The organism is Rhodovastum atsumiense (assembly GCF_937425535.1).
GTDB classification, from domain to species: Bacteria; Pseudomonadota; Alphaproteobacteria; order Acetobacterales; family Acetobacteraceae; genus Rhodovastum; species Rhodovastum atsumiense.
In genome coordinates this window covers 1,975,426-1,995,127 of record NZ_OW485601.1, presented here as the reverse complement: position 1 = coordinate 1,995,127, position 19,702 = coordinate 1,975,426, and the positions used below count along the sequence as shown (strand labels likewise).

Sequence of the window (19,702 nt, the reverse complement as noted above, 5' to 3'; positions counted from 1 at the left end):
GCTTTGCCTCCTGGACCTCCACCAAGGGCAAAGCCCTTGGAACCCATTCTTTGCCGCGCAGCGCGAATTGGGGTGCAGGGGTCCCCTGACCCCTGCCGGGTCAAGGGCGGAGCCCTTGCCTTTCTTTTCTTCATGACCCGTCTGTTCGCCACATCGCCCGGATTCTGGCGCCATGGCCAGGGCGGCTGGCCGGCGCGGCTGCTCGCGCCCGCGGCTTGTGTCTATGCCGCCGCCACCGCGCAACGAGTCGCCCGCCCGGGCTGGCGGGCGCCGGTGCCGGTGATCTGCTGCGGCAATGCCACCGCGGGCGGGGCGGGCAAGACCACGCTGGCGCTCGATCTCGGGGAACGGCTGGCGGGGCGGGGGGTGGCGTTCCTCACCCGCGGCCATGGCGGGCGGGTGCGCGACGTGCACCGGGTCGATCCCGGCCGTGATGCCGCCGCCATCGTTGGGGATGAGCCGCTGCTGCTGGCTGGCTGTGCCCCCACGTTCGTTGCCGCCGACCGTGCCGCCGCCGCGCGGGCGGCGATCGCGGCGGGGGCGGGGGTGCTGGTGCTCGATGACGGGCTGCAGAACCCGACGCTCGCCAAGGACCTGTCCCTGTTGGTGATCGATGGCGCCAGCGGCTTCGGCAACGGCCATGTCATCCCGGCCGGGCCGCTGCGCGAGCCGGTCGCCGCCGCCGCCGCGCGCTGCGCCGCCGCCGTGCTGATCGGCGAGGACCGCACCGGCGCGGCCGCCCTGCTGCCGCCCGCGTTGCCGGTGTTGCGGGCGCGGCTGCAGCAGACCGGCGCCGACGATCTGGCCGGCCGTCGCGTGCTGGCTTTCGCCGGCATCGGCATTCCCGGCAAATTCTTCGCGGGCCTGGCCGCTGCCGGCGCCACGCTGGCCGATGCCATCCCGTTCCCCGACCACCATCCCTACACCGAAACCGAGATCCGCGTCCTGCTGGCCCGTGCGGTGTTGCTTCGCGCGCTGCCGGTGACCACGCCGAAGGATGCCATCCGGCTGCCGCCGGAGCTGCGCGCGCAACTGCGCCAGGTGGGCGTGCGTCTGGTCTGGGATGATCCGGCCGCGCTCGATGCCCGGCTTGCCTCCATGTTCCTGTCCCTCCCATGACCCGGCCGACCTTGCCGCGCCGCCTGCGATTCCGCGCCGAGGCCGCGCTTGCCCGGCTCGCGCTCGCGCTGCTGCGCGGGCTTGGGCCGGTTGCCGCTTCCAATCTCGGCGGTGCCGTGGCTCGCGCCATCGGACCCCGCCTGCCGGTGTCGCGCATCGCCGAGATCAACCTGCGCCATGCCCTGCCGGAGCTGGGTGCCGCCGCCCGCCGGCGCATCATCCGCGGCGCCTGGGACAATCTCGGCCGTACCGTCGCTGAGCTGCCGCATCTGCCCCGGCTGCGCCGCACCGCGGACGGCCCCGGCTGGGAGGTGGTCGGCGAGGCCATCCTGCACGATCTCGCCGTGCGTGGCGGGCCGGTGATCTTTGTCTCCGGGCATGTCGGCAACTGGGAGGTGCTGCCGCCGGCGGTGGCCGCCTGTGGCCGGCCCTTCGCCAGCTTCTACCGCGCCGCCTCCAACCCGATCGCGGACGGGCTGATCGGCGGGCTGCGCGCCCGGGCGCTCGGCATCGACCTGCCGGCCTTCGCCAAGGGCGCGGCCGGGGCCCGCGCGGCCATGGCGCATCTCGGGCGCGGCGGGGCGCTCGGCATGCTGGTCGATCAGAAGATGAACGAGGGCATCGAGGCCCGCCTGTTTGGTCGCCCCGCCATGACACCGACCGCCGCCGCTGCCTTCGCGCTGCGCTTCCGCTGTCCGGTGGTGCCCGGCCATATCGAGCGCCTCGGCCCCGCGCGCTTCCGCCTGATCGTCGATCCGCCGCTGACGCTGCCCGAAAGCGGCAACCGCCTGGCCAACATCGCCGCGCTGACCCAGGCGATCAACGACCACATCGAGCAATGGGTCCGTGCCCGGCCGGAGTCCTGGCTGTGGCTGCACCGACGCTTCCCACAGGAGGTCTACCGGCCATGAGCGCAGCCCCCGTGATGCTGATCGACCTCGACGGCACGCTGACCGATTCCCGGCCCGGCATCATCGACTGCCTGCGCCGCACGCTGCGGCTGTTCGGCCACGAGCCCGATCCCGCCGACGACCTGAGCTGGGTGATTGGTCCGCCGATGGAACAGACCATCGGCCGCATCCTCGCCCCTTACGGTGACACCCGAGAGGCCGAGGCGACCGCCACCTACCGGCGCCTCTATGCCGAGGGAGGCATGTTCGACAATTCCGTCTATGCCGGCATTCCCGAGGCGCTCGACGCCTTCACCGCCGCGGGCTGGACGCTGTACGTCGCCACCGCCAAGCGCACCCGCTTCGCCCGCCCGATCCTCGAGCATTTCGGACTGGCACGGTATTTCCAGGAGATCCACGGTTCCGAGGACGGGCCACGGCTGGATACCAAGCCCGAATTGCTGGCCCATATCCGTGCCTGCCACGGCTTCGACCCCGTGCGCGCCGTGATGATCGGCGACCGCCATCACGACATCCAGGGCGCGCATGCCAACGGGATTCGCGCGATCGGCGTGGCCTGGGGCTATGGCGGTCGGGCCGAGCTGGAGGAAGCCGGGGCGGATGCGATGGCGGAGCATCCCGGCGACCTGATTGCGCTGGCCGGGGCCCTGCTGAAGTAGCAAGGCAACACAGGCCGGAGATGGTGCAACGGCTCCGGGTGACGGCCGTTTCAGTGCACGTCACCGCGTGGGTCGCATCATGGGCAACCGCGACACGCCGCGCCTGCAGGCGATGCGGGCGCGGGCCTTCATCATTCCGACCGACCGCCCTGAGGGCGACGGGACGATGCAATGGGACTCCACCACCCTGGTCGTGGTGGAGGTCGAGGCGGGCGGCGAGATCGGGCTCGGCTATACCTACACGCACGGATCGGTCGCGCGGCTGATCGACGGCCGGCTGACCGAGCTGGTCATCGGGCAGGATGCGATGGACGTGCCTGCCATGACCGCTGCGCTGTGGCGGGGCGTGCGCAACATGGGCCGGGACGGGCTGGTGGCGAGCGCCATCTCGGCCGTCGATGCGGCGTTGTGGGACCTGAAGGCGAAGCTGCTGGGCCTGCCGCTGGCGACGCTGTTGGGACGCGTGCGCGAGGATGTGCCGATCTACGGCAGCGGCGGATTCACCACCTACACCGATGACGAACTGCGCGCGCAGCTCTCCGGTTGGGTGGAGCGCGACGGTTGCCGTTGGGTGAAGATGAAGATCAGTGCTCATCCGGGCCAGGATCCGCACCGCGTGGCGGTCGCGCGCGCGGCGGTCGGCGAGCATGGGTTGTTCGTGGACAGCAACGGCGCCCTTTCCGCCCGGCAGGCCATGCACGTGACGCGGCGCTTCGCAGACGCGTTCGGGGTGCTGTGGCACGAAGAGCCTGTCTCTTCCGATGATCTGGAGGGACTGCGGCTGGTGCGCCAACACGCTCCGGACATCACCGACATCGCCGCCGGGGAGTATGGCTACGACCTCGACTATTTTCGTCGCATGCTGAACGCCGGGGCGGTGGACGTGCAGCAGGCCGATGCCACGCGGTGCGGCGGCATCACCGGATTCCTGAAGGTCGGCGTGCTCTGCGAGGCGCATCACATCGACCTCTCGGGCCATTGCGCGCCGTCACTGCATTTGCACGCCGCCTGTGCCGTGTCGCGGCTGCGGCATCTGGAATGGTTCCACGACCACGTGCGGATCGAGCGGATGCTGTTCGATGGCGCGCCGGTGCCGCGCCAGGGGGCGATCCGTCCCGATCTGTCGCGGCCCGGATTCGGTCTGGCGTTCAAATGGCAGGATGCCGGGCGCTACGCGAACTAGGAAAGGCGCGACATGATCGGAGTGCCGATGCGCAGGTCCATGCCGCGAGAGCGCGGTGGGGTCCCGGCAGCCAGCCCCGATACGGCGACGGTCAGGGCGGCGCGGCGGCTGAACCGCGCGAGCGGCCTGCTCGCCACCTCGGTGCTGCTGGACAGTGCGCTCGCGCATTACCGCGGTGCCTTCGAGAACCGGGCAATGTACACACCCCTGGCCGTCGCCACGCTGACGCTCGCCACCGGTGCGCATGGTGACGTGGACCGGCGCGAGGGCGGCCATCTCCTGCGCGATGCGATCTACGATCTGGCGGCGCTCACCGGCCTCGCCGGAACCGGCTTTCACATCTACAACATTGCCAAGCGCCCCGGCGGCTTCTGCTGGCAGAACCTGTTCTACGCGGCGCCGATCGGCGCGCCGATGGCGCTGCTGCTGGCCGGGCTGCATGGTGCGGTGGCGGAGCGGGTGCGTGACACCCCGTCGCGTCGCGCGCCGCGCCTGTTCGGCTTGCCCGCCGGCCGGGCGATGGCGGCGCTGACCAGCGTGGGACTGCTCGGCACCGCCGGCGAGGCGGGGCTGCTGCATCTGCGCGGTGCCTACCACAACCCGTTCATGTTCGCGCCCGTCACCGTGCCGCCGGTCGCCGCGGCTCTGTTGGCCGATGCGGCCATCGGCCCGCGCCGCGCGCGTCCGTTCACCCGGTGGTGGCTGCGCCTGACGGCGTGGCTCGGCTTCGCCGGTGTCGGATTCCACATCTTCGGCGTGCAACGCAACATGGGCGGCTGGCGCAACTGGAGCCAGAACCTGCTGAACGGGCCTCCGATTCCGGCGCCGCCCGCCTTCACCGGCCTGGCCCTGGCCGGGCTCGCCGCGCTTGGCCTGATGGAGGATCATCCCGATGCCTGATCCTGGCTCGCGTGATCGCTATCCCGGCTATGACGTGCTGGCCAAGCGCAACACGCCGTCCTGGAATGCCAGGACCCGGGAGGTCATCGACCAGCGGCTGGCGCTGCCGCGCGAACCACGCTTCTTCACCGAGGCGGAATACGCCACCGTCATTGCCGTTGCTGACCGCATCGTGCCGCAACCGGGGGACCGCCCGCCCATCCCGGTCGCGGCCCTGGTCGACCACAGGCTTTTTATCGACCAGGGCGACGGCTACCGCCACGCCGGCATGCCGCGCGCCCGCGATGCCTGGCGGCAGGGGCTGCGTGCCCTCGATGCCGAGGCGCAACAGGCGCATGGCCGGGATTTCCGTTGCCTGCACGCGGCCGAACAGGACGCGCTGCTGCGGCACATGCAGGACGGCACGCTGCAACACCTTGCCTGGGGCGGCATGCCGCCGCAATTGTTTTTCCGGCAGCACCTGGGCCATGACATCGCGCTGGCCTACTACGCGCATCCGATCGCCTGGAACGAGATCGGCTGGGGTGGCCCGGCCAGTCCGCGTGGCTATGTCCGCACCGGGTATGACAGGCGCGATCCGTGGGAAGCCGCCGAGGTGAAGGACGGCGATGCGGCGGCGGCACGTCGGAAAAACGTCCATGTCGGATGAGGATCCCTGTCACGTCCCCCGTGCCCGGGGCGGTCGCGTCCCCGACGTGTTCACGCCCGGCGGCTGGGTGCCGATGCGGCAATACGGCGAGGCCGAAGAGGTCGACTTCGTGATCGTCGGCACCGGTGCCGGCGGCGGCACGCTGGCCTGCAAGCTGGCGGAAGCGGGGTTTTCCGTCGTTGCCATGGATGCCGGGCCGTACTGGCGGCCGCTCGAGGACTTCGCCTCCGACGAATCCGAGCAGAGCAAGCTCTATTGGACCGACGATCGCATCGTCGATGGCGAGAACCCGATCCAGTTGGGCAGCAACAACAGCGGCAAGGCGGTCGGCGGCAGCACCGTGCATTTCGCCATGGTGTCGCTGCGCTTCCGTCCCGAATGGTTTCGATCGCGCAGTCAACTGGGCTATGGCTTCGACTGGCCGCTCGATTGGCGGGAGATGTGGGGCTACTACCGCGAGGTCGAGCAGGCGCTGAAGATCGCCGGCCCCATGACCTATCCCTGGGGCCCGCCGCGGCCGCGCTATCCTTATCGCGCGCATGAGCTGAACGCCGCCGCCCTGGCCCTGGCCGAAGGCTGCGAGGCGATGGGCATTCCATGGTCGGAGACGCCACTTGCGACCTTGTCCGCGCCGCATGGCCGCGCGCCGCCCTGCGTCTATCGCGGTTTCTGCGTGCTGGGCTGTTCCACCAACGCCAAGCAGAGCGTGCTGGTCACCTGGCTGCCGCGCTCCATCGCCGCGGGGGCCGAGATCCGCGACCTGGCGATGGTCGGGCGGGTGGAGACCAATGCGGCGGGCCTGGTCACCGGTGTGCAGTATCATCGTGAAGGGCGCTGGCGTTTCCAGAAGGCGCGCCATGTCGTGGTCGCCGGCTATGCCATCGAGACGCCGCGGCTGCTGCTGAACTCCGCCAGCCCCTGTTTCCCGCAGGGTCTGGCCAACAGCTCCGGCCTGGTCGGGAAATATCTCATGGTGCAGGCCAACCAGGCGGTGTGGGGCGTCTCGGCGAAGGAGATCCGCTCCTACAAGGCACCGCCGTCGCTCGCGTTGACCGAGCACTGGAACTACGAGGACAGGGGCAAGGATTTCTTCGGCGGCTATGCCTACATGAGCCAGGGACCGCTGCCACAGCTCTGGGCCAACACGCAGCTCACCGCGCATGGTCTGTGGGGCGAGCGGCTGATTGCCGAGATGGCGAAGTACAACCATCAGGTCGGGCTGAAGATGGTTGGTGAGATGTTGCCGCAGGAGCGCAACGGCGTGTCGCTCGCCGGGGACAAGGACCAGTACGGCCTGCCGGTTCCGCGCGTGACCTATTCCTGGCACGACAACGACAGGCGGCTGATCGCCCATGCGCTGCGCTTCATGGGACAGGCGCTGCAGGCGATCGGATGCCGGGAAATCTGGGAACAGGCCGATGACACCTGCCATCTGAACGGCGGGGCCCGCATGGGCAATGATCCGCGCCGCAGCGTCGTTAATGCTGATTGCCGCAGTTGGGACATCCGCAATCTGTGGATCTGCGACGGCTCGGTGTTTCCGACTGTCGGTGGCGTGAACCCCTCGCTCACCATCCAGGCCATTGCCTGCCGCACCGGCGACCGGATCAGGGAGCTGGCGCGGCGAGGGGAGTTGTGACGATCGCGCGGCAGGGCGGCGCTACGCCCCGGTCCCGGGCGGAGGAGCGGGACGAACGCCGCTGTTCTGCAGCACGCGGCCGAGCCGCTCCAGCAGCGCCTCCGCCGCCACCGGCTTGCGCAGCAGCGCGAACGGTCCCCCGCGCTCGGCTTCCTCGATCTTGCCGGGCCCGGCATCCCCCGCATGCCCGGTCACCAGTACCGCCGGCAGCCGCGGCACCCGCAATCGCGCCTCGCGCAGCAGGTCGAGCCCATCCAGTCGGCCGGGCATGGTGAGATCGGTGACCAGGGCGTCGGGCCGGAATCCTTCATCGAGCAAGGCAAGCGCCGCAACGGCGTCCTCGGCCTCGCGTGTCGTGTAGCCGTGATCCTCCAACTGGGCCGCGATCACCGTGCGCACCTCGGCCTTGTCCTCGGCCAGCAGGATCGTCGCGCCGGTCGACGCCGGTGCCGCCCTTGTCGCATCTGTCGCCTCGGTCACGGGCGCCAGTCCCGCCGGCGCGCGGGGCAGCCAGAGCGAGACGGTGGTGCCGCGTCCGGGGGCGCTGCGGATCGACAGCCCGCCGCCCGATTGCTCGGCGAAGCCACGGGCCATGGACAGGCCCAGCCCGGTGCCCTGACCCTTTGGCTTGGTGGTGAAGAACGGCTCGGTGACGCGTTCCAGCACCTCGGCTGACATGCCCTCGCCATCATCGATGACGGAAAGGCGGAGATAGCAACCGGGCGGCAGGCCCGGCGGCGCGTCCTGCGATCCGGGGCTGTCCACCGCCTCTGCCGAGATCACCAGGGTGCCGCCCGCCGGCATGGCGTCGCGGGCATTGTTGGCGAGATTGACCAGCACCGCTTCAAGTTGGCTGCGATCGGCGAACAGCGGCGGCAGCTCCGGCACCACCTGCAGCGTCAGGGTGACATTCGCGCCCATGACCGGCCCCAGGAACGCCGCGAGCCCTTCCAGGAAGGGCGCGGGGGGCACCGGCTCGGAGCGGAGTTCGACCCGGCGCGCGAAGGTGAGCAACCGCCCGGTGACGGAGGCACCCCGCTCGGCCGCACTGGCGGCGAGGTCAAGGTAGCGCCGTATCTGCGGCGCCTCGTGCGTCAGGCGTCTGGATGCGAGGGTGATGCCGCCCTGCACGGCCTGCAGGATATTGTTGAAGTCGTGCGCGATGCCCCCGGCGAGCCGCCCCAGCGCTTCCATCCTGCTGGCCTGGGCGAGGCGGGCCTCGCTGACGGCAAGGGCCTGGCCGCGTTCTTCCGCCAGCCGGTCGAGCTGTTCCGCCTCGCGCGCCAGCAATGCCTCGGCCTGGCGCCGGGCGGTGACATCGAAATGCAGGCCGACCATGCGCCTGGCCCGTCCGCCCGCATCGGCCAGGGCATGGCCATGGGCGGCGATCCAGCGGATCTCGCCGGCGGGCAGCACCACCCGGAATTCGTGGCCGAAGGCGCCGTTCCCGGCGGCGATGGCGGCGTCGGTCACTGCCTTCAGGCCCGGCAGATCCTCCGGATGCAGGCGCGCATACACCTGTTTCCCGCTCGGCTGGCCGCTGGCGGGATCGATGCCGAAGAGCTCGAATTCCCGCGCATCCCATTCCAGCCGGTCGGTCACGAGGTCCCACGACCAGAAGCCCATGCGCCCCGCCTCGAGGGCAAGCCGCAGCCTTGCCTCGTTCTCCCGCAATTGCTCCGCCGCCGCGTGGCGCTCCTCGATGTCGAGCAGAACACCGGGAAAGCGCAGCGGCGTGCCGTCGGGGGCATGGTCGACACGACCATTCGCCTGGATCCAGCGATAGACGCCATCGTGTTGCCGCACCCGGTACTCGCAGGCATAGGGGCCGCCGCGGGCGATCACCTCGGCGATCGCCTGGCGCAGCCGCGGCAGGTCCTCGGGGTGGACCGAGGCGACGACCTGCTCGATGCCGAGCCCGCTGCGGCAGGTTTCGGGATCGAGGCCGAAGGATTGCGCGAAGCGTGCATCGGCGGTGAAGTGGTCGGTCGGCAGGTCCCAGGTCCAGGTGCCGACGATCGCGCCTGCCTTGAGCGCAAGATCCACCCGCTCGGCGGCGAGGCGCAGGCGGCTTTCGCTGTCGCGCAGCGCCGCTTCGGTGCGCTTGCGGCCGTCGATGTCGGTGCAGGTGCCCACCCAGCGACTGACCTGCCCCGCCTTGTCGCGAACCGGTACGCCCCGGCCAAGGAACCAGCGATAGGCGCCATCGTGGCGGCGGAAGCGGTACTCGATCTCGTAGGTTCCGCCCGCGCGCACCGCCTCCATCCAGGTCGCCAGGGTGCGGTCGCGGTCATCGGGATGCAGGATCGCGAGCCAGCCCTCTCCCATGAGCTCATCCATGGCCACGCCTGCATATTCGGCAAAGCGCGGGTTCAGGTAGACGACCTGGCCCTCGGCGTCCGTCTCGAAGAGCAGCGAGGGAATGGCCTCGGCCAATGCCCGGAAACGGGCTTCCCCCGCGGCCAGCGCGGCGGCGGCGGCCTTGCGGGAGGTCAGGTCGCGCGCGACGGCGACCCGCATCGGACGGCCCTGGTAATGAACGGCACGCCCTTCGATCTCGAGCGGGAAGGTGGATCCGTCCCGGCGCAGTCCGAGCGTCTCGTAGGGGGCCCGGGACTCCTGCCGGATGGCCTCGGCGACCGTCCGGCGTCCCTCGGGCGCGATCAGGTCCATCACGTTGCGACCGATCACCTGCTCGCGTGCGGCGAAACCATGCATGCGCCAGAAGGCGTCGTTCACGTCGCAGATGATGCCGCCGTCGTGGAAGACCACCCCTTCCCGCGTCGCCGCCGAAAGGGCCCGGAACCGCGCCTCGCTCGCGGCGAACTCGGCGCGTCCCTGACGTTCCCGGCGGAGCGAGGTGGTCATGACATGGATGACCGCGCAGTCCACCAGCAGGACGACGCCAAAGAAGCCGGTGGCGATGACGTCCGACCCTTGGGCGAAGGTAAAGGACCCGGTTGGAGCAATGAAGAAGTACTTCGCGGCGGCGATGCTGAGCAACGAGGCCAGCAGGGCGGGGCCGAGGCCGGCGAAGAGGGCCGTCAGCACCACCGCGGGGAAGAAGGCGAGAAACGGGAATTTCGCCAGCGGTGCGGCCAGGGCGAAACGCAGTGCCAGGGCGAGCGCGGTGGCGGCGATGGCCAGCGCATAGCCGCTGGCGCGGCCGTGCAGGGCGAAAATGCGGCTTTGCCAGGTCGGGCGGAGGACAGGCGAAGGTGGCGCGGCCACGGGGGAGGATGGATCCACGGGAGCGGTCACGGATCGGGCTTCAGGCGCGGTCAGGGCCGGCATGTCTTTGTTCCCCCTGCGGACCTGTTTTGTGCAGCGTTCCGCGACAAATGGGGGCATATGGTGCAGCAAAAATCAATTAGCCAGTGATGGGCCACGATATCAAGAAGGGCGTGGCGCGACGAAAATCAATATGGCGCTGTCAATCTGCGTATTATTCCTGGGGTTTACTATTATTAAACTGATGGATCTGGAAGTATTATGAAATCGATGTTTTATGATCCGACCATCATGCGGAAATCGTTCGCTATTTGTTCTAGATAAAAATTGTAACCTCCTGCCTTTGATGCGGTTCCACCGGGCCTCCGGTGGAACCGCATCGCCCCGAGACTTGTGCCCGACGCCGGTTCAGACGTCGAGATTCGCCACTTTCAGCGCATTGCCGACAATGAATTCGCGTCTTGGTTCAACAACGTCACCCATGAGGGTGGAGAACACCTGCGCCGCATCCTCGACATCGCCGACCTTGACCTGCAGCAGCGTGCGGGCCGCCGGATCGAGCGTGGTCTTCCACAACTGGTCGGGGTTCATCTCGCCCAGGCCCTTGAAGCGCTGGATGGTCAGGCCGCGCCTGCCATGCCCGAGGATCCGGTCGAAGGCGCTGGCGGGGCCGGCCGCCGGCTGGGTGTCGCGATCGAGCCTGAGCACGGCCGGTTGGGCGAAGCGGGTGACCAGCGCCTGCGTGCGCTCGGCCAGCCAGCGCGCATCGGCGCTGCGCAATGCCGAAGCCTCCAGCATGTGCCGCTCCGCCACCCCGCGCACCGTGCGCGTCAGCTTGAGGCCCTGCCCGTCGGCGGCCACCACCCAGGTGCGCTCGCTCGGCAGCGAGATGGCGTTCAGCCGTTGCACCAGCGTCTGTGCCGCCGCGGTGGCCCGCGCCGTATCCGCGGTCAGGGCGCCGGCGATGGCGGCCTGCTCGAGCAGGGCGGTCGGAACGTCGCCGGCCAGCCGGCGCAGCCGCAGGCTGGCCTCGCGCAGCCAGGACGCTTCCTCTTCCAGCTCCGGCCCCTGCAACTCGCGGCCATCGGCATAGGTCAGCCGCGCCTCGGCCAGCGCCTTGTCGAGCAGGAAGCGTTCGAGCGCCGCGTCGTCCTTGAGGTAGCGCTCCTCGTTGCCGCGCTTGGCCCGGTAGAGCGGTGGCTGCGCGATGAACAAATGGCCGCGTTCGATCAATTGCGGCATCTGGCGGAAGAAGAAGGTCAGCAGCAGCGTGCGGATATGCGAGCCGTCCACGTCCGCGTCGGTCATGATGACGATGCGGTGGTAGCGCAGCTTGGCGACGTCGAAGCCGCCCTGGTCGGCCTCGGCGCGGCCGATGCCGGCGCCGAGGGCAGTGATCAGCGTGCCGATTTCGGCGCTGCCGAGCATGCGGTCGAAGCGCGCGCGCTCGACGTTCAGGATCTTGCCTTTCAGCGGCAGGATCGCCTGGAACTTGCGGTCACGTCCCTGCTTGGCCGAGCCACCGGCCGAATCACCCTCGACGATGAACATCTCGCATTTCGAGGGGTCGCGCTCCTGGCAGTCGGCGAGCTTGCCCGGCAGCGTGGAGATATCCAGCACGCCCTTCCGGCGCGTCAGCTCGCGCGCCTTGCGGGCGGCCTCGCGCGCCGCGGCGGCGTCCATCACCTTGCCGATGATCGACTTCGCTTCCTTCGGATGCGTCTCGAACCAGTGCGCGATGGCGTCCGCGGCCACGGCCTGCACCACCGGCTGCACCTCGGAGCTGACCAGTTTCTCCTTGGTCTGCGAGGAGAATTTCGGATCGGGCACCTTCACCGACAGCACCGCGGTCATGCCTTCGCGCATGTCGTCGCCGACCAGGGACAGGCTGTCCTTCTTGCCCATCCCCTCGGCGTATTTCGTCACCACGCGGGTCAGCGCCTGGCGGAAGCCGGCCAGGTGGGTGCCGCCGTCACGCTGCGGGATGTTGTTGGTGAAGCACAGCATGGTCTCGTGGAAACTGTCGTTCCAGGACAGCGCGAACTCCACGCGGATGCCGCTGCCATTGGCCTCGGCCGAGACGCTGATCGGCGGCGAGAGCACCGGCGTCTTGGCCCGGTCGAGCCATTCGACGAAGGCGATCAGCCCGCCTTCGTAGTGGAATGAGATTTCGGTGGCCGGGGCGTGCCGCTCGTCGCGCAGGACGATGGCGAGGCCCGAATTGAGGAAGGCGAGTTCGCGCAGCCGGCGCTCCAGCACCGTGATGTCGAACTCCGTCTTTGTGAAGGTTTGCCCACTCGGCTTGAAGGTCACCTCGGTGCCGTTCGGGCGGTCCTGCGGCCCCACCTTGGCCAGCGGCGCCACCGCGTCGCCGTGCACGAAGCGGATGAAGTGCTCGGACCCGTCGCGCCAGATGCGCACGTCCATCCATTCGGACAGTGCGTTCACCACCGCCGCGCCGACGCCGTGCAGGCCGCCCGACACCTTGTAGGAGTTCTGGTTGAACTTCCCGCCGGCGTGCAGGCGAGTCAGCACCACCTCCGCGGCCGAGATCCCTTCCTCGGGATGGATATCGACGGGAATGCCGCGCCCGTCATCGCGCACGGTCACGCTGCCATCGCCGTTGAGCACAAGCTCGACGCGGGAGGCGAAGCCGGCCTGCGCCTCGTCCACGGCATTGTCGATGATCTCGAAGGCCATGTGGTGCAGCCCGGAGCCGTCATCGGTGTCGCCGATATACATCCCGGGTCGCTTGCGCACGGCATCAAGGCCGCGCAGCACGGAGATGGACGAGGCATCGTAGGCGTCGGACTCGGGAAGCGGCGCGGCGTTTTCGGACATGCCGACGAGGTGCTCCGGGGTGGTGGGATTCTTGCTATCTTATATAGCTCCCGCGCGCGTTCGGCCACCCGCTCAGGCGGGATGGAATTCGGGATCGGGCCGCACTGTGTCTTCGCCAGTACGCAGGCCCTCGGCCAGGTCGCGCAAAGGCAGGAACGTCTCGCGATCGGTGCCGGTCAGGAACACCTGGGCGGGCAGGGAGGCCAGCGCCGCGAACAGCGCCTGGCGGTGATCCGGATCGAGATGCACCGCCGGTTCGTCCAGCAGCAGCAGCGGGGCGGCGCCGCGCGCCTGCGCGATCAGGGCGGCATGGCCAAGCACCACGGCAACCAGCAACGCTTTCTGCTGGCCGGTGCTGGCCAGGCCGGCCGGCCGGCCGGTGACGGCATCGGTCAGCGCCATGTCGGCGCGGTGCGCGCCAAGCCCCGCGGAGCCGGCGCGGGCATCCGCCCCCCGTCCGGTGGCGAGCGCCGCGCGCAGCCAGTCTTCCACCGCCAGCGCCGGATCCCGCGCCAGTCGCTCGGCGATCGGGCAGACCAGCCCAAGCCGTGCCACCGGAAATGCCCCGGCGATGCCGCCCGCCAGCGCCGCGTTCAGATGCCCGACCAGCGCCGCGCGGGACGCCGCGGCGGCCACCGCATGACGGGCCATGGCTTCCTCCAGCCCCGCCAGCCACGCCGCATCCGCCCGCCCCTCGGCCAGCAGCCGGTTGCGTTGCGCCATCGCGCTGTCGTGAGCGGACACTTCCCGGGCATGGCCGGGCTCCAGCGCGAACACCAGCCGGTCGAGGAAGCGCCGCCGGCCGGACGCCCCTTCCTGGAACAGCCGGTCCATCTGCGGCGTCAGCCAGACCGCGGCCACCCGTGCGGCGATCTCGGCCTGGCTGCGCGGCGCGGCGCCGTCCAGGCGGAACACCCGCCGTTCCGCCGGGCCGCCGGGCGGCGTGCCGGTGCCGATGTCGAACCCTTCCTCCGGCGCCTCGAATCGCCCGGCCACCGCCCAGGCCCGTCCGCCATGCCGCGCCAATTCGCCCAGCCGCGCCCCGCGCAGGCCCCGGCCGGGCACCAGCAGCGAAATCGCCTCCAGCAGGTTGGTCTTGCCACTGCCATTGGGGCCCCAGATCGCCGCCACCCGACCCCGCGGTTGCCAGGTGAGCTCGGAGTAGTTGCGGAAATCCGTGAGCGCCAGTCGCGCGAGCCGCATGGATGGACCTGTTGGCGGGGCGTTGCCCCGCGCCCCACCAGGGCTTCGCCCTGGACCGACCAAGGGCTTCGCCCTTGGAACCCGATTTTCTGTGCCGCGCAGCGAGACTGGGGTGCAGGGGCCTTGTGGCCCCTGCCGGGTCCAGGGCAGAGCCCTGGCCTTGCTTTCTTCCCTTACACGCGCATCGGCATCAGCACGTACAGCGCGCTGGCGTCGGCGGCATCGCGCACCACGGTGGGCGCGGCGCCGTCGGAGAAGCGGAACTCCACGTCGCCGGCGATCTGGTCGGTGATGTCGTTGAGGTAGCGGGCCTGGAAGCCGATCTCGAGCGGTCCGGCGTCGTATTTGACGTGGTCGGCGTCGAGTTCCTCGGTGGCGGTGCCCTGGTCCGGGCTGGACGCCGAGAGCACCAGCAGGTCGCGGTTGAGCGCCATCTTCACCGGCCGCGAGCGTTCCGAGGAGATGGCGGCGACGCGGGCGACGGCGTCGGCGAAGTCCTTCTTGCCGACGCGCAGGACCTTGTCGTTGTCGCGCGGGATGACGCGTTCGTATTCGGGGAAGGTGCCGTCGATCAGCTTGCTGGTCAGGGTGATCGGGCCGACCTTGAACTGGATGCGGGTATCGGACAGCGCGATTTCGACGTCGCTGCTGACCTCGTCGAGCAGCTTGCGCAGCTCGCCCACGGTCTTGCGGGGCACGATGACGCCAGGGATGCCGGAGGCGCCCTCGGGCAGCGGTTCCTCAACCCGGGCGAGGCGGTGGCCATCGGTGGCGACGGCGCGCAGCACGGGGGTGCCGTCGGCCTCGGCCGCGTGCAGGTAGATGCCGTTGAGGTAGTAGCGGGTTTCCTCGGTGGAGATGGCGAAGCGGGTGCGGTCGATCAGGCCGCGCAGCGCCAGCGCCGGCAGGGCGAAGCGGTGGGGCAGGGTGCCCGCGGTCATCGAGGGGAAATCCTCGGTGGGCAGCACGACCAGGCTGGTGGCGTAGCGGCCCGAGCGCAGCGTGAGCTGGGCATCGCCGCCGGGGTGGTCGAGTTCGACCTCGGCGCCTTCCGGCAGCTTCCGGACGATTTCGTACAGCGTGGCCGCCGGGGCGGTGCAGGCGCCGTTGCGGCTGGTCTCGGCGGTGATATCCTCGACCACCGCGATTTCCATGTCGGTGGCGGTCAGCGTGAGCTGGCCATCGCGGACGGCGATCATGACATTGGCGAGGATGGGGATGGTGTTGCGCTTCTCCACCACGCTTTGTACGTGCGCCAGCGCCTTCAGGAGCGTCGCTCGTTCGGCCTTCAACCTCATGGCGTCATCCTCTTGGACCGGCGCGTCGGGAACCGACGGGGCACGGACCCAAAAGCACGCCGCCGGCCACGACTCGGGTCGATCAGTTTAGCAACCAGCTTGTCCAGCGAAAAGTGCGCCAGTGGCGAAAGCCCTATGATTCCAGCATCCGGCGCAGCAGTTCGACATCCTCGGCGAAGCTGGCGTCGCGTTCCATCAGCTCGGCGACGCGCTGGACGGCGTGCATGACGGTGGTGTGATCGCGGTTGCCGAACTTGCGGCCGATCTCGGGCAGGGAGCGGCTGGTAAGCTGCTTGGCCAGGTACATGGCCACCTGGCGCGGGCGGGCGACGTTGCGGGCGCGCCGGGCCGAGGACATGTCGGTCAGGCGGATGTTCCAGTGCTCGGCGACCTTGCGCTGGATTTCCTCGATGGTGACGCGGCGGTCATGCGCCTTGAGGATGTCGTGCAGCACCTCCTGGGTGGATTCCAGGGTGATGGTGCGGCCGAACAGGTTGGCGTGCGCGATCAGGCGGTTCAGCGCGCCTTCCAGCTCGCGGACGTTGCTGGTGATCTTGTGGGCGAGGAATTCAAGCACCTTGGGTGGCACGGGCACGCCGGCGCGGGCGGCCTTGGCCTCCAGGATGGAGACGCGCAGCTCGAAGGTGGTGGCGTGCAGGTCGGCGACCATGCCACAGCCAAGGCGGGTGCGGACGCGCTCCTCGAGCCCGGAGAGGTCGGAGGGCGACTTGTCGGCCGACACCACGATCTGTTTGCCGGCGTCCACCAGGGCGTTGAAGGTGTGGAAGAATTCTTCCTGGGTGGCGTCCTTGCCGATCAGGAACTGCAGGTCGTCGATCATCAGCACGTCGACGCTGCGAAGTTGTTCCTTGAACTCCATGGTCGATTGATTGCGGATGGCGGCAATGAAGCGGTACATGAACTTCTCGGCCGACATGTAGGCGACCGAGACCGGCACGCTGCCGCGCGGGCCGTCGCCGGTGAGTTCCCAGGCGATGGCATGCATCAGGTGGGTCTTGCCCAGGCCGACCCCGCCGTACAGGAACAGCGGATTGAAGCCGACGCTGGCCGGTTTCTCGGCGACGCGCCGGGCGCAGGCATAGGCGAATTCGTTGGGCTTGCCGACGACGAAGCTGTCGAAGGTGAAGCGCGGATCGAGCGCCGCGGCCAGTTCGGCGCGCGGGTCGGCATGGGCCGCCTGCGGCTGGCCACTGGCGGCGAGGCCGGATGGGATCGGTTCGGCAATGGGTTCGCCGATCGGCTCGCCCACGACGAGCGGCTCGGCGAGGCCGTCATCGCCGGCATTGCCGCCGACGCGGATATCCACCCGCCGGACCCGGCGGTTTTCGCTTTGCCAGAGCGCGTTGAGGCGATCGCCGTAATGGGTGCGGACCCAGTCGCGCAGGAAACGGGTGGGCAGACGAACGGTGATCTCGTCGCCATCAAGGCCGCCAAGCGTCATCTGGCGCAGCCAGGTACGGTATTCGACTTCGCCGACCTCGCTTTGCAGCCGGCTGCGCACACGGTTCCACTGGGCCGCCAGTTGCGCTTCCTCCAGGGAGCGCTGGTCGGTCATGACAGAGGCGTCACTGCCGATGTTTCCGCCGTTCGTCACGCACGCCCCCCTGCCCCGACCGGTCAGTCACGCGATCGCGGCCCACCGAATAGTTCCGGGTGAAGCCTGCCCCTCCTCATCCCGGCCGATATCAGCAGCAACACTGCCGATCAGGTAATGGTTAAGCATGATCGGGACGGAAGGCAACCGCATTTTGGGAAGTGCAAATAAAGATCAAATGAAGCTACCAACAGAGCAAGACAAAGTTCAGAAAATAACGATCCGCTCTGCGTCGCGTGATCCGGTATCGAAACAATAATCCGATATCGAAACAATACTTGCCGACTCCGGCCCGGGCACGGCGTGCCCGGCCGGGACGGAAATCAGGCGACCGGCAGCGCCTTGATGCGGGCGGACAGGCGCGAGATCTTGCGTGCCACGGTGTTGTCGTGGACCACGCCCTTGGTGGCGGCGCGCTGCAGCTCGGGCTGCGCGACGCGCAGGGCCTCGGCCGCCGCCGTCTTGTCGCCGCTGGCGATCGCCGCCTCGACCTTCTTCACGAAGGTGCGCATGCGTGACTTGCGCGCCTGGTTGCGCGCCGTGCGGCGCTCGGTCTGGCGGATGCGCTTGCGCGCGGACGCGGTATTGGCCATGGGCTCTCTATATCGACAAGTGGTGCAGAAGTCTGATTCGGGATGGTCGCTCGGCCCGGGCGCCGCAACCTTCCGGTGCGCCCGCCGAGATGAGGGGACGTGGTTTAGGCAGGGCAGCCCAGGGAGTCAAGGAAACCGGCTTGCGGGGGCCTGCATACCGCCGCCGCGGGGCATGCAGGCTCGCTGCCGGCCGGCGCCCTGGCGCCGGTTCAGGCCGAAAAGTCGGGCTTGCGCTTCTCCACGAAGGCGGCCATGCCCTCGCGCTGGTGCGGGGTGCCGAACAGCGACAGGAACAGCGCACGTTCGTAGCGCACGCCCTCGGTCAGGGTGGTCTCGAAGGCGCGGTTGACGCAATCCTTGGCGAAGCCGACGGCGACGGGCGAGAGCGCGGCGATGCGCTCGGCGACCTTCAGCGTCTCGGCAAGCAGCTGGTCGGCGGGGAAGATGCGGCTGACCAGGCCGGCGCGCTCGGCCTCGGCCGCGTCCATCATGCGGGCGGTCAGCACCAGGTCCATCGCCTTGGCCTTGCCGACCGCGCGGGTCAGGCGCTGCGTGCCGCCCGCCCCGGGGATGACGCCGAGATTGATCTCGGGCTGGCCGAACTTCGCGGTATCGGCCGCGAAGATGGTGTCGCACATCATGGCGAGTTCACAGCCGCCGCCCAGCGCGAAGCCGGCGACCGCGGCGATCACCGGCTTGCGGATGCGCAGGATGCTCTCCCAGCGCTTGCCGATGAAGTCTTCCAGCGGGTAGGTGCGGGGCTGCATCTCCTTGATGTCAGCCCCGGCGGCGAAGGCCTTTTCCGAGCCCGTCAGCACGATCGCGCCGATCGCGGGATCGGCATCGAAGGCGGCGAGCTGGCTGCCCAGCTCTTCCATGAGCTGGTCGCACAACGCATTCAGTGCCTGGGGACGATAGAGACGGATCAATCCGACGCGTCCCTGCGTTTCCACCTGGATCATCTCGGCCATGGACGTCCTCCGATGCTGCGGTGCAGCAGAATTTTACCTAGCGTTGCATGCGGCGGCAATAGAAGGTGCTGCGCCCGGACTGGACGATGCGGGCGATGCCGGTGCAGCCGGGCGGGCCCGGGCACTGTTCACAGGCCTCGCCTTCCCGGCCGTACACTTTCCAGGCGTGCTGAAAGTAGCCCAGTTCCCCGGAGGGCTGAACGTAGTCGCGCAGGGATGATCCGCCGGCGGCGATTGCCTCGGTCAGCGTGGCCTGGATCGCCGGCACCAGCCGCCGCACGGCGGCCCCGGCGACGGTATGGGCGAGTCGGCGGGGGCTGAGTCCGGCCCGGAACAGCGCCTCGCACACATAGATATTGCCCAGGCCTGCCACCGTACGCTGGTCGAGCAGCGCCGCCTTGATCGGGGTGATGCGTCCGGCCAGGGCCGCTTCCAGCACCGCCGGGGTGAATGCCGCCTCCAGCGGCTCGGGGCCGAGCCCGGCGAGCAGCCGGTGCGCGTCTTCCGCGGCGGTGGCCAGCAGGTCGACGCAGCCGAAGCGGCGGGGATCGACGAAGCCGATGCGCCAACCTTCCTCGGTCTCGAGCGTCAGGTGCTCATGCGCCGGCACGGTGTTGGCGCCGCAAGGCGTGATCACCATGCGCCCGGACATGCCGAGATGGATCAGCACCGACTCCCCGCCCGCCAGGCGCATCAGGATGTACTTGCCCCGCCGGCGGAAACCCAGGACGTGCGCGCCGGTGAGGCGCGCGGCGAGGCCGGCGGGGAAGGGCCAGCGCAGGTCGGGGCGGTGGATGCGGGCAAGCCGGATGGTCCGCCCTTCCAGCCGGGCGGCCAGACCTCGCATCACTGTTTCGACTTCGGGGAGTTCCGGCATGACCGGGAGGCAG

15 protein-coding genes are annotated in these 19,702 nt (G+C 69.3%); 7 read left to right on the top strand and 8 right to left on the bottom strand.

All coding sequences use genetic code 11. The features are described 5' to 3' along the window. The first annotated feature begins 132 nt into the window (after nt 1-132). The 7 genes from lpxK to NBY65_RS08985 all read left to right on the top strand — a co-directional run bounded on the left by lpxK (nt 133) and on the right by NBY65_RS08985 (nt 7,060). The gene (gene lpxK / locus NBY65_RS09015) at nt 133-1,119 is read left to right on the top strand and encodes a tetraacyldisaccharide 4'-kinase (protein WP_150039853.1); all 987 of its coding nucleotides are present in this window, start codon (nt 133-135) and stop codon (nt 1,117-1,119) included. Beyond that, nucleotides 1,116-2,030: an LpxL/LpxP family acyltransferase gene (locus tag NBY65_RS09010; RefSeq protein ID WP_150039854.1), complete on the top strand. Its 915-nt coding sequence runs from the start codon at nt 1,116-1,118 to the stop codon at nt 2,028-2,030. Before lpxK ends, NBY65_RS09010 begins: the two co-directional genes overlap by 4 nt. Next, nucleotides 2,027-2,689 (top strand): HAD hydrolase-like protein, encoded by a 663-nt coding sequence (locus tag NBY65_RS09005; RefSeq protein WP_150039856.1) that lies wholly within the window; start codon nt 2,027-2,029, stop codon nt 2,687-2,689. The genes NBY65_RS09010 and NBY65_RS09005 overlap by 4 nt, the downstream gene beginning before the upstream one ends. Before the next feature lie 67 nt (nt 2,690-2,756). Next, entirely contained in the window at nt 2,757-3,872 is a 1,116-nt protein-coding gene (locus NBY65_RS09000) for an enolase C-terminal domain-like protein (RefSeq protein ID WP_239002708.1), read from the top strand. Nucleotides 3,873-3,884: 12 nt separating this feature from the next. After that, the gene (locus tag NBY65_RS08995) at nt 3,885-4,772 is read left to right on the top strand and encodes a hypothetical protein (RefSeq protein WP_239002709.1); all 888 of its coding nucleotides are present in this window, start codon (nt 3,885-3,887) and stop codon (nt 4,770-4,772) included. Next, on the top strand, nt 4,765-5,421 hold the full coding sequence (locus NBY65_RS08990) for a gluconate 2-dehydrogenase subunit 3 family protein (RefSeq protein ID WP_150039858.1): 657 nt from the start codon (nt 4,765-4,767) through the stop codon (nt 5,419-5,421). Before NBY65_RS08995 ends, NBY65_RS08990 begins: the two co-directional genes overlap by 8 nt. Further along, the gene (locus NBY65_RS08985; RefSeq protein ID WP_150039860.1) at nt 5,411-7,060 is read left to right on the top strand and encodes a GMC family oxidoreductase; all 1,650 of its coding nucleotides are present in this window, start codon (nt 5,411-5,413) and stop codon (nt 7,058-7,060) included. The genes NBY65_RS08990 and NBY65_RS08985 overlap by 11 nt, the downstream gene beginning before the upstream one ends. A 21-nt stretch (nt 7,061-7,081) precedes the next feature. Here NBY65_RS08985 and NBY65_RS08980 read toward each other — a convergent pair whose 3' ends face one another. The 8 genes from NBY65_RS08980 to mutM all read right to left on the bottom strand — a co-directional run bounded on the left by NBY65_RS08980 (nt 7,082) and on the right by mutM (nt 19,689). Then, a complete protein-coding gene (locus NBY65_RS08980; protein ID WP_162530456.1) occupies nt 7,082-10,321 on the bottom strand; it encodes a PAS domain-containing protein in 3,240 nt (1,079 codons plus the stop codon). A 378-nt stretch (nt 10,322-10,699) separates the two neighbouring features. After that, complete coding sequence (gene gyrB, locus NBY65_RS08975) at nt 10,700-13,132, bottom strand: DNA topoisomerase (ATP-hydrolyzing) subunit B (RefSeq protein WP_150039863.1); 2,433 nt, start codon at nt 13,130-13,132, stop codon at nt 10,700-10,702. Between the two features lie 72 nt (nt 13,133-13,204). Continuing rightward, nucleotides 13,205-14,335, bottom strand: a complete 1,131-nt coding sequence (gene recF, locus NBY65_RS08970) for a DNA replication/repair protein RecF (protein WP_250265648.1) — start codon at nt 14,333-14,335, stop codon at nt 13,205-13,207. A 173-nt stretch (nt 14,336-14,508) separates the two neighbouring features. After that, nucleotides 14,509-15,633 carry a DNA polymerase III subunit beta gene (gene dnaN / locus NBY65_RS08965; RefSeq protein WP_150045446.1) on the bottom strand — a complete coding sequence of 375 codons (1,125 nt, stop codon included), beginning with the start codon at nt 15,631-15,633 and terminating at the stop codon, nt 14,509-14,511. Nucleotides 15,634-15,766: 133 nt separating this feature from the next. Continuing rightward, entirely contained in the window at nt 15,767-17,209 is a 1,443-nt protein-coding gene (dnaA, locus tag NBY65_RS08960; RefSeq protein WP_150045447.1) for a chromosomal replication initiator protein DnaA, read from the bottom strand. 362 nt (nt 17,210-17,571) lie between these two features. Beyond that, a complete protein-coding gene (gene rpsT, locus NBY65_RS08955) occupies nt 17,572-17,841 on the bottom strand; it encodes a 30S ribosomal protein S20 (protein ID WP_150045445.1) in 270 nt (89 codons plus the stop codon). Nucleotides 17,842-18,050: 209 nt separating this feature from the next. Then, nucleotides 18,051-18,812: an enoyl-CoA hydratase gene (locus tag NBY65_RS08950; protein WP_150045444.1), complete on the bottom strand. Its 762-nt coding sequence runs from the start codon at nt 18,810-18,812 to the stop codon at nt 18,051-18,053. A 37-nt stretch (nt 18,813-18,849) separates the two neighbouring features. Next, a complete protein-coding gene (gene mutM / locus NBY65_RS08945) occupies nt 18,850-19,689 on the bottom strand; it encodes a bifunctional DNA-formamidopyrimidine glycosylase/DNA-(apurinic or apyrimidinic site) lyase (protein ID WP_150045443.1) in 840 nt (279 codons plus the stop codon). Nucleotides 19,690-19,702 lie beyond the last annotated feature (13 nt).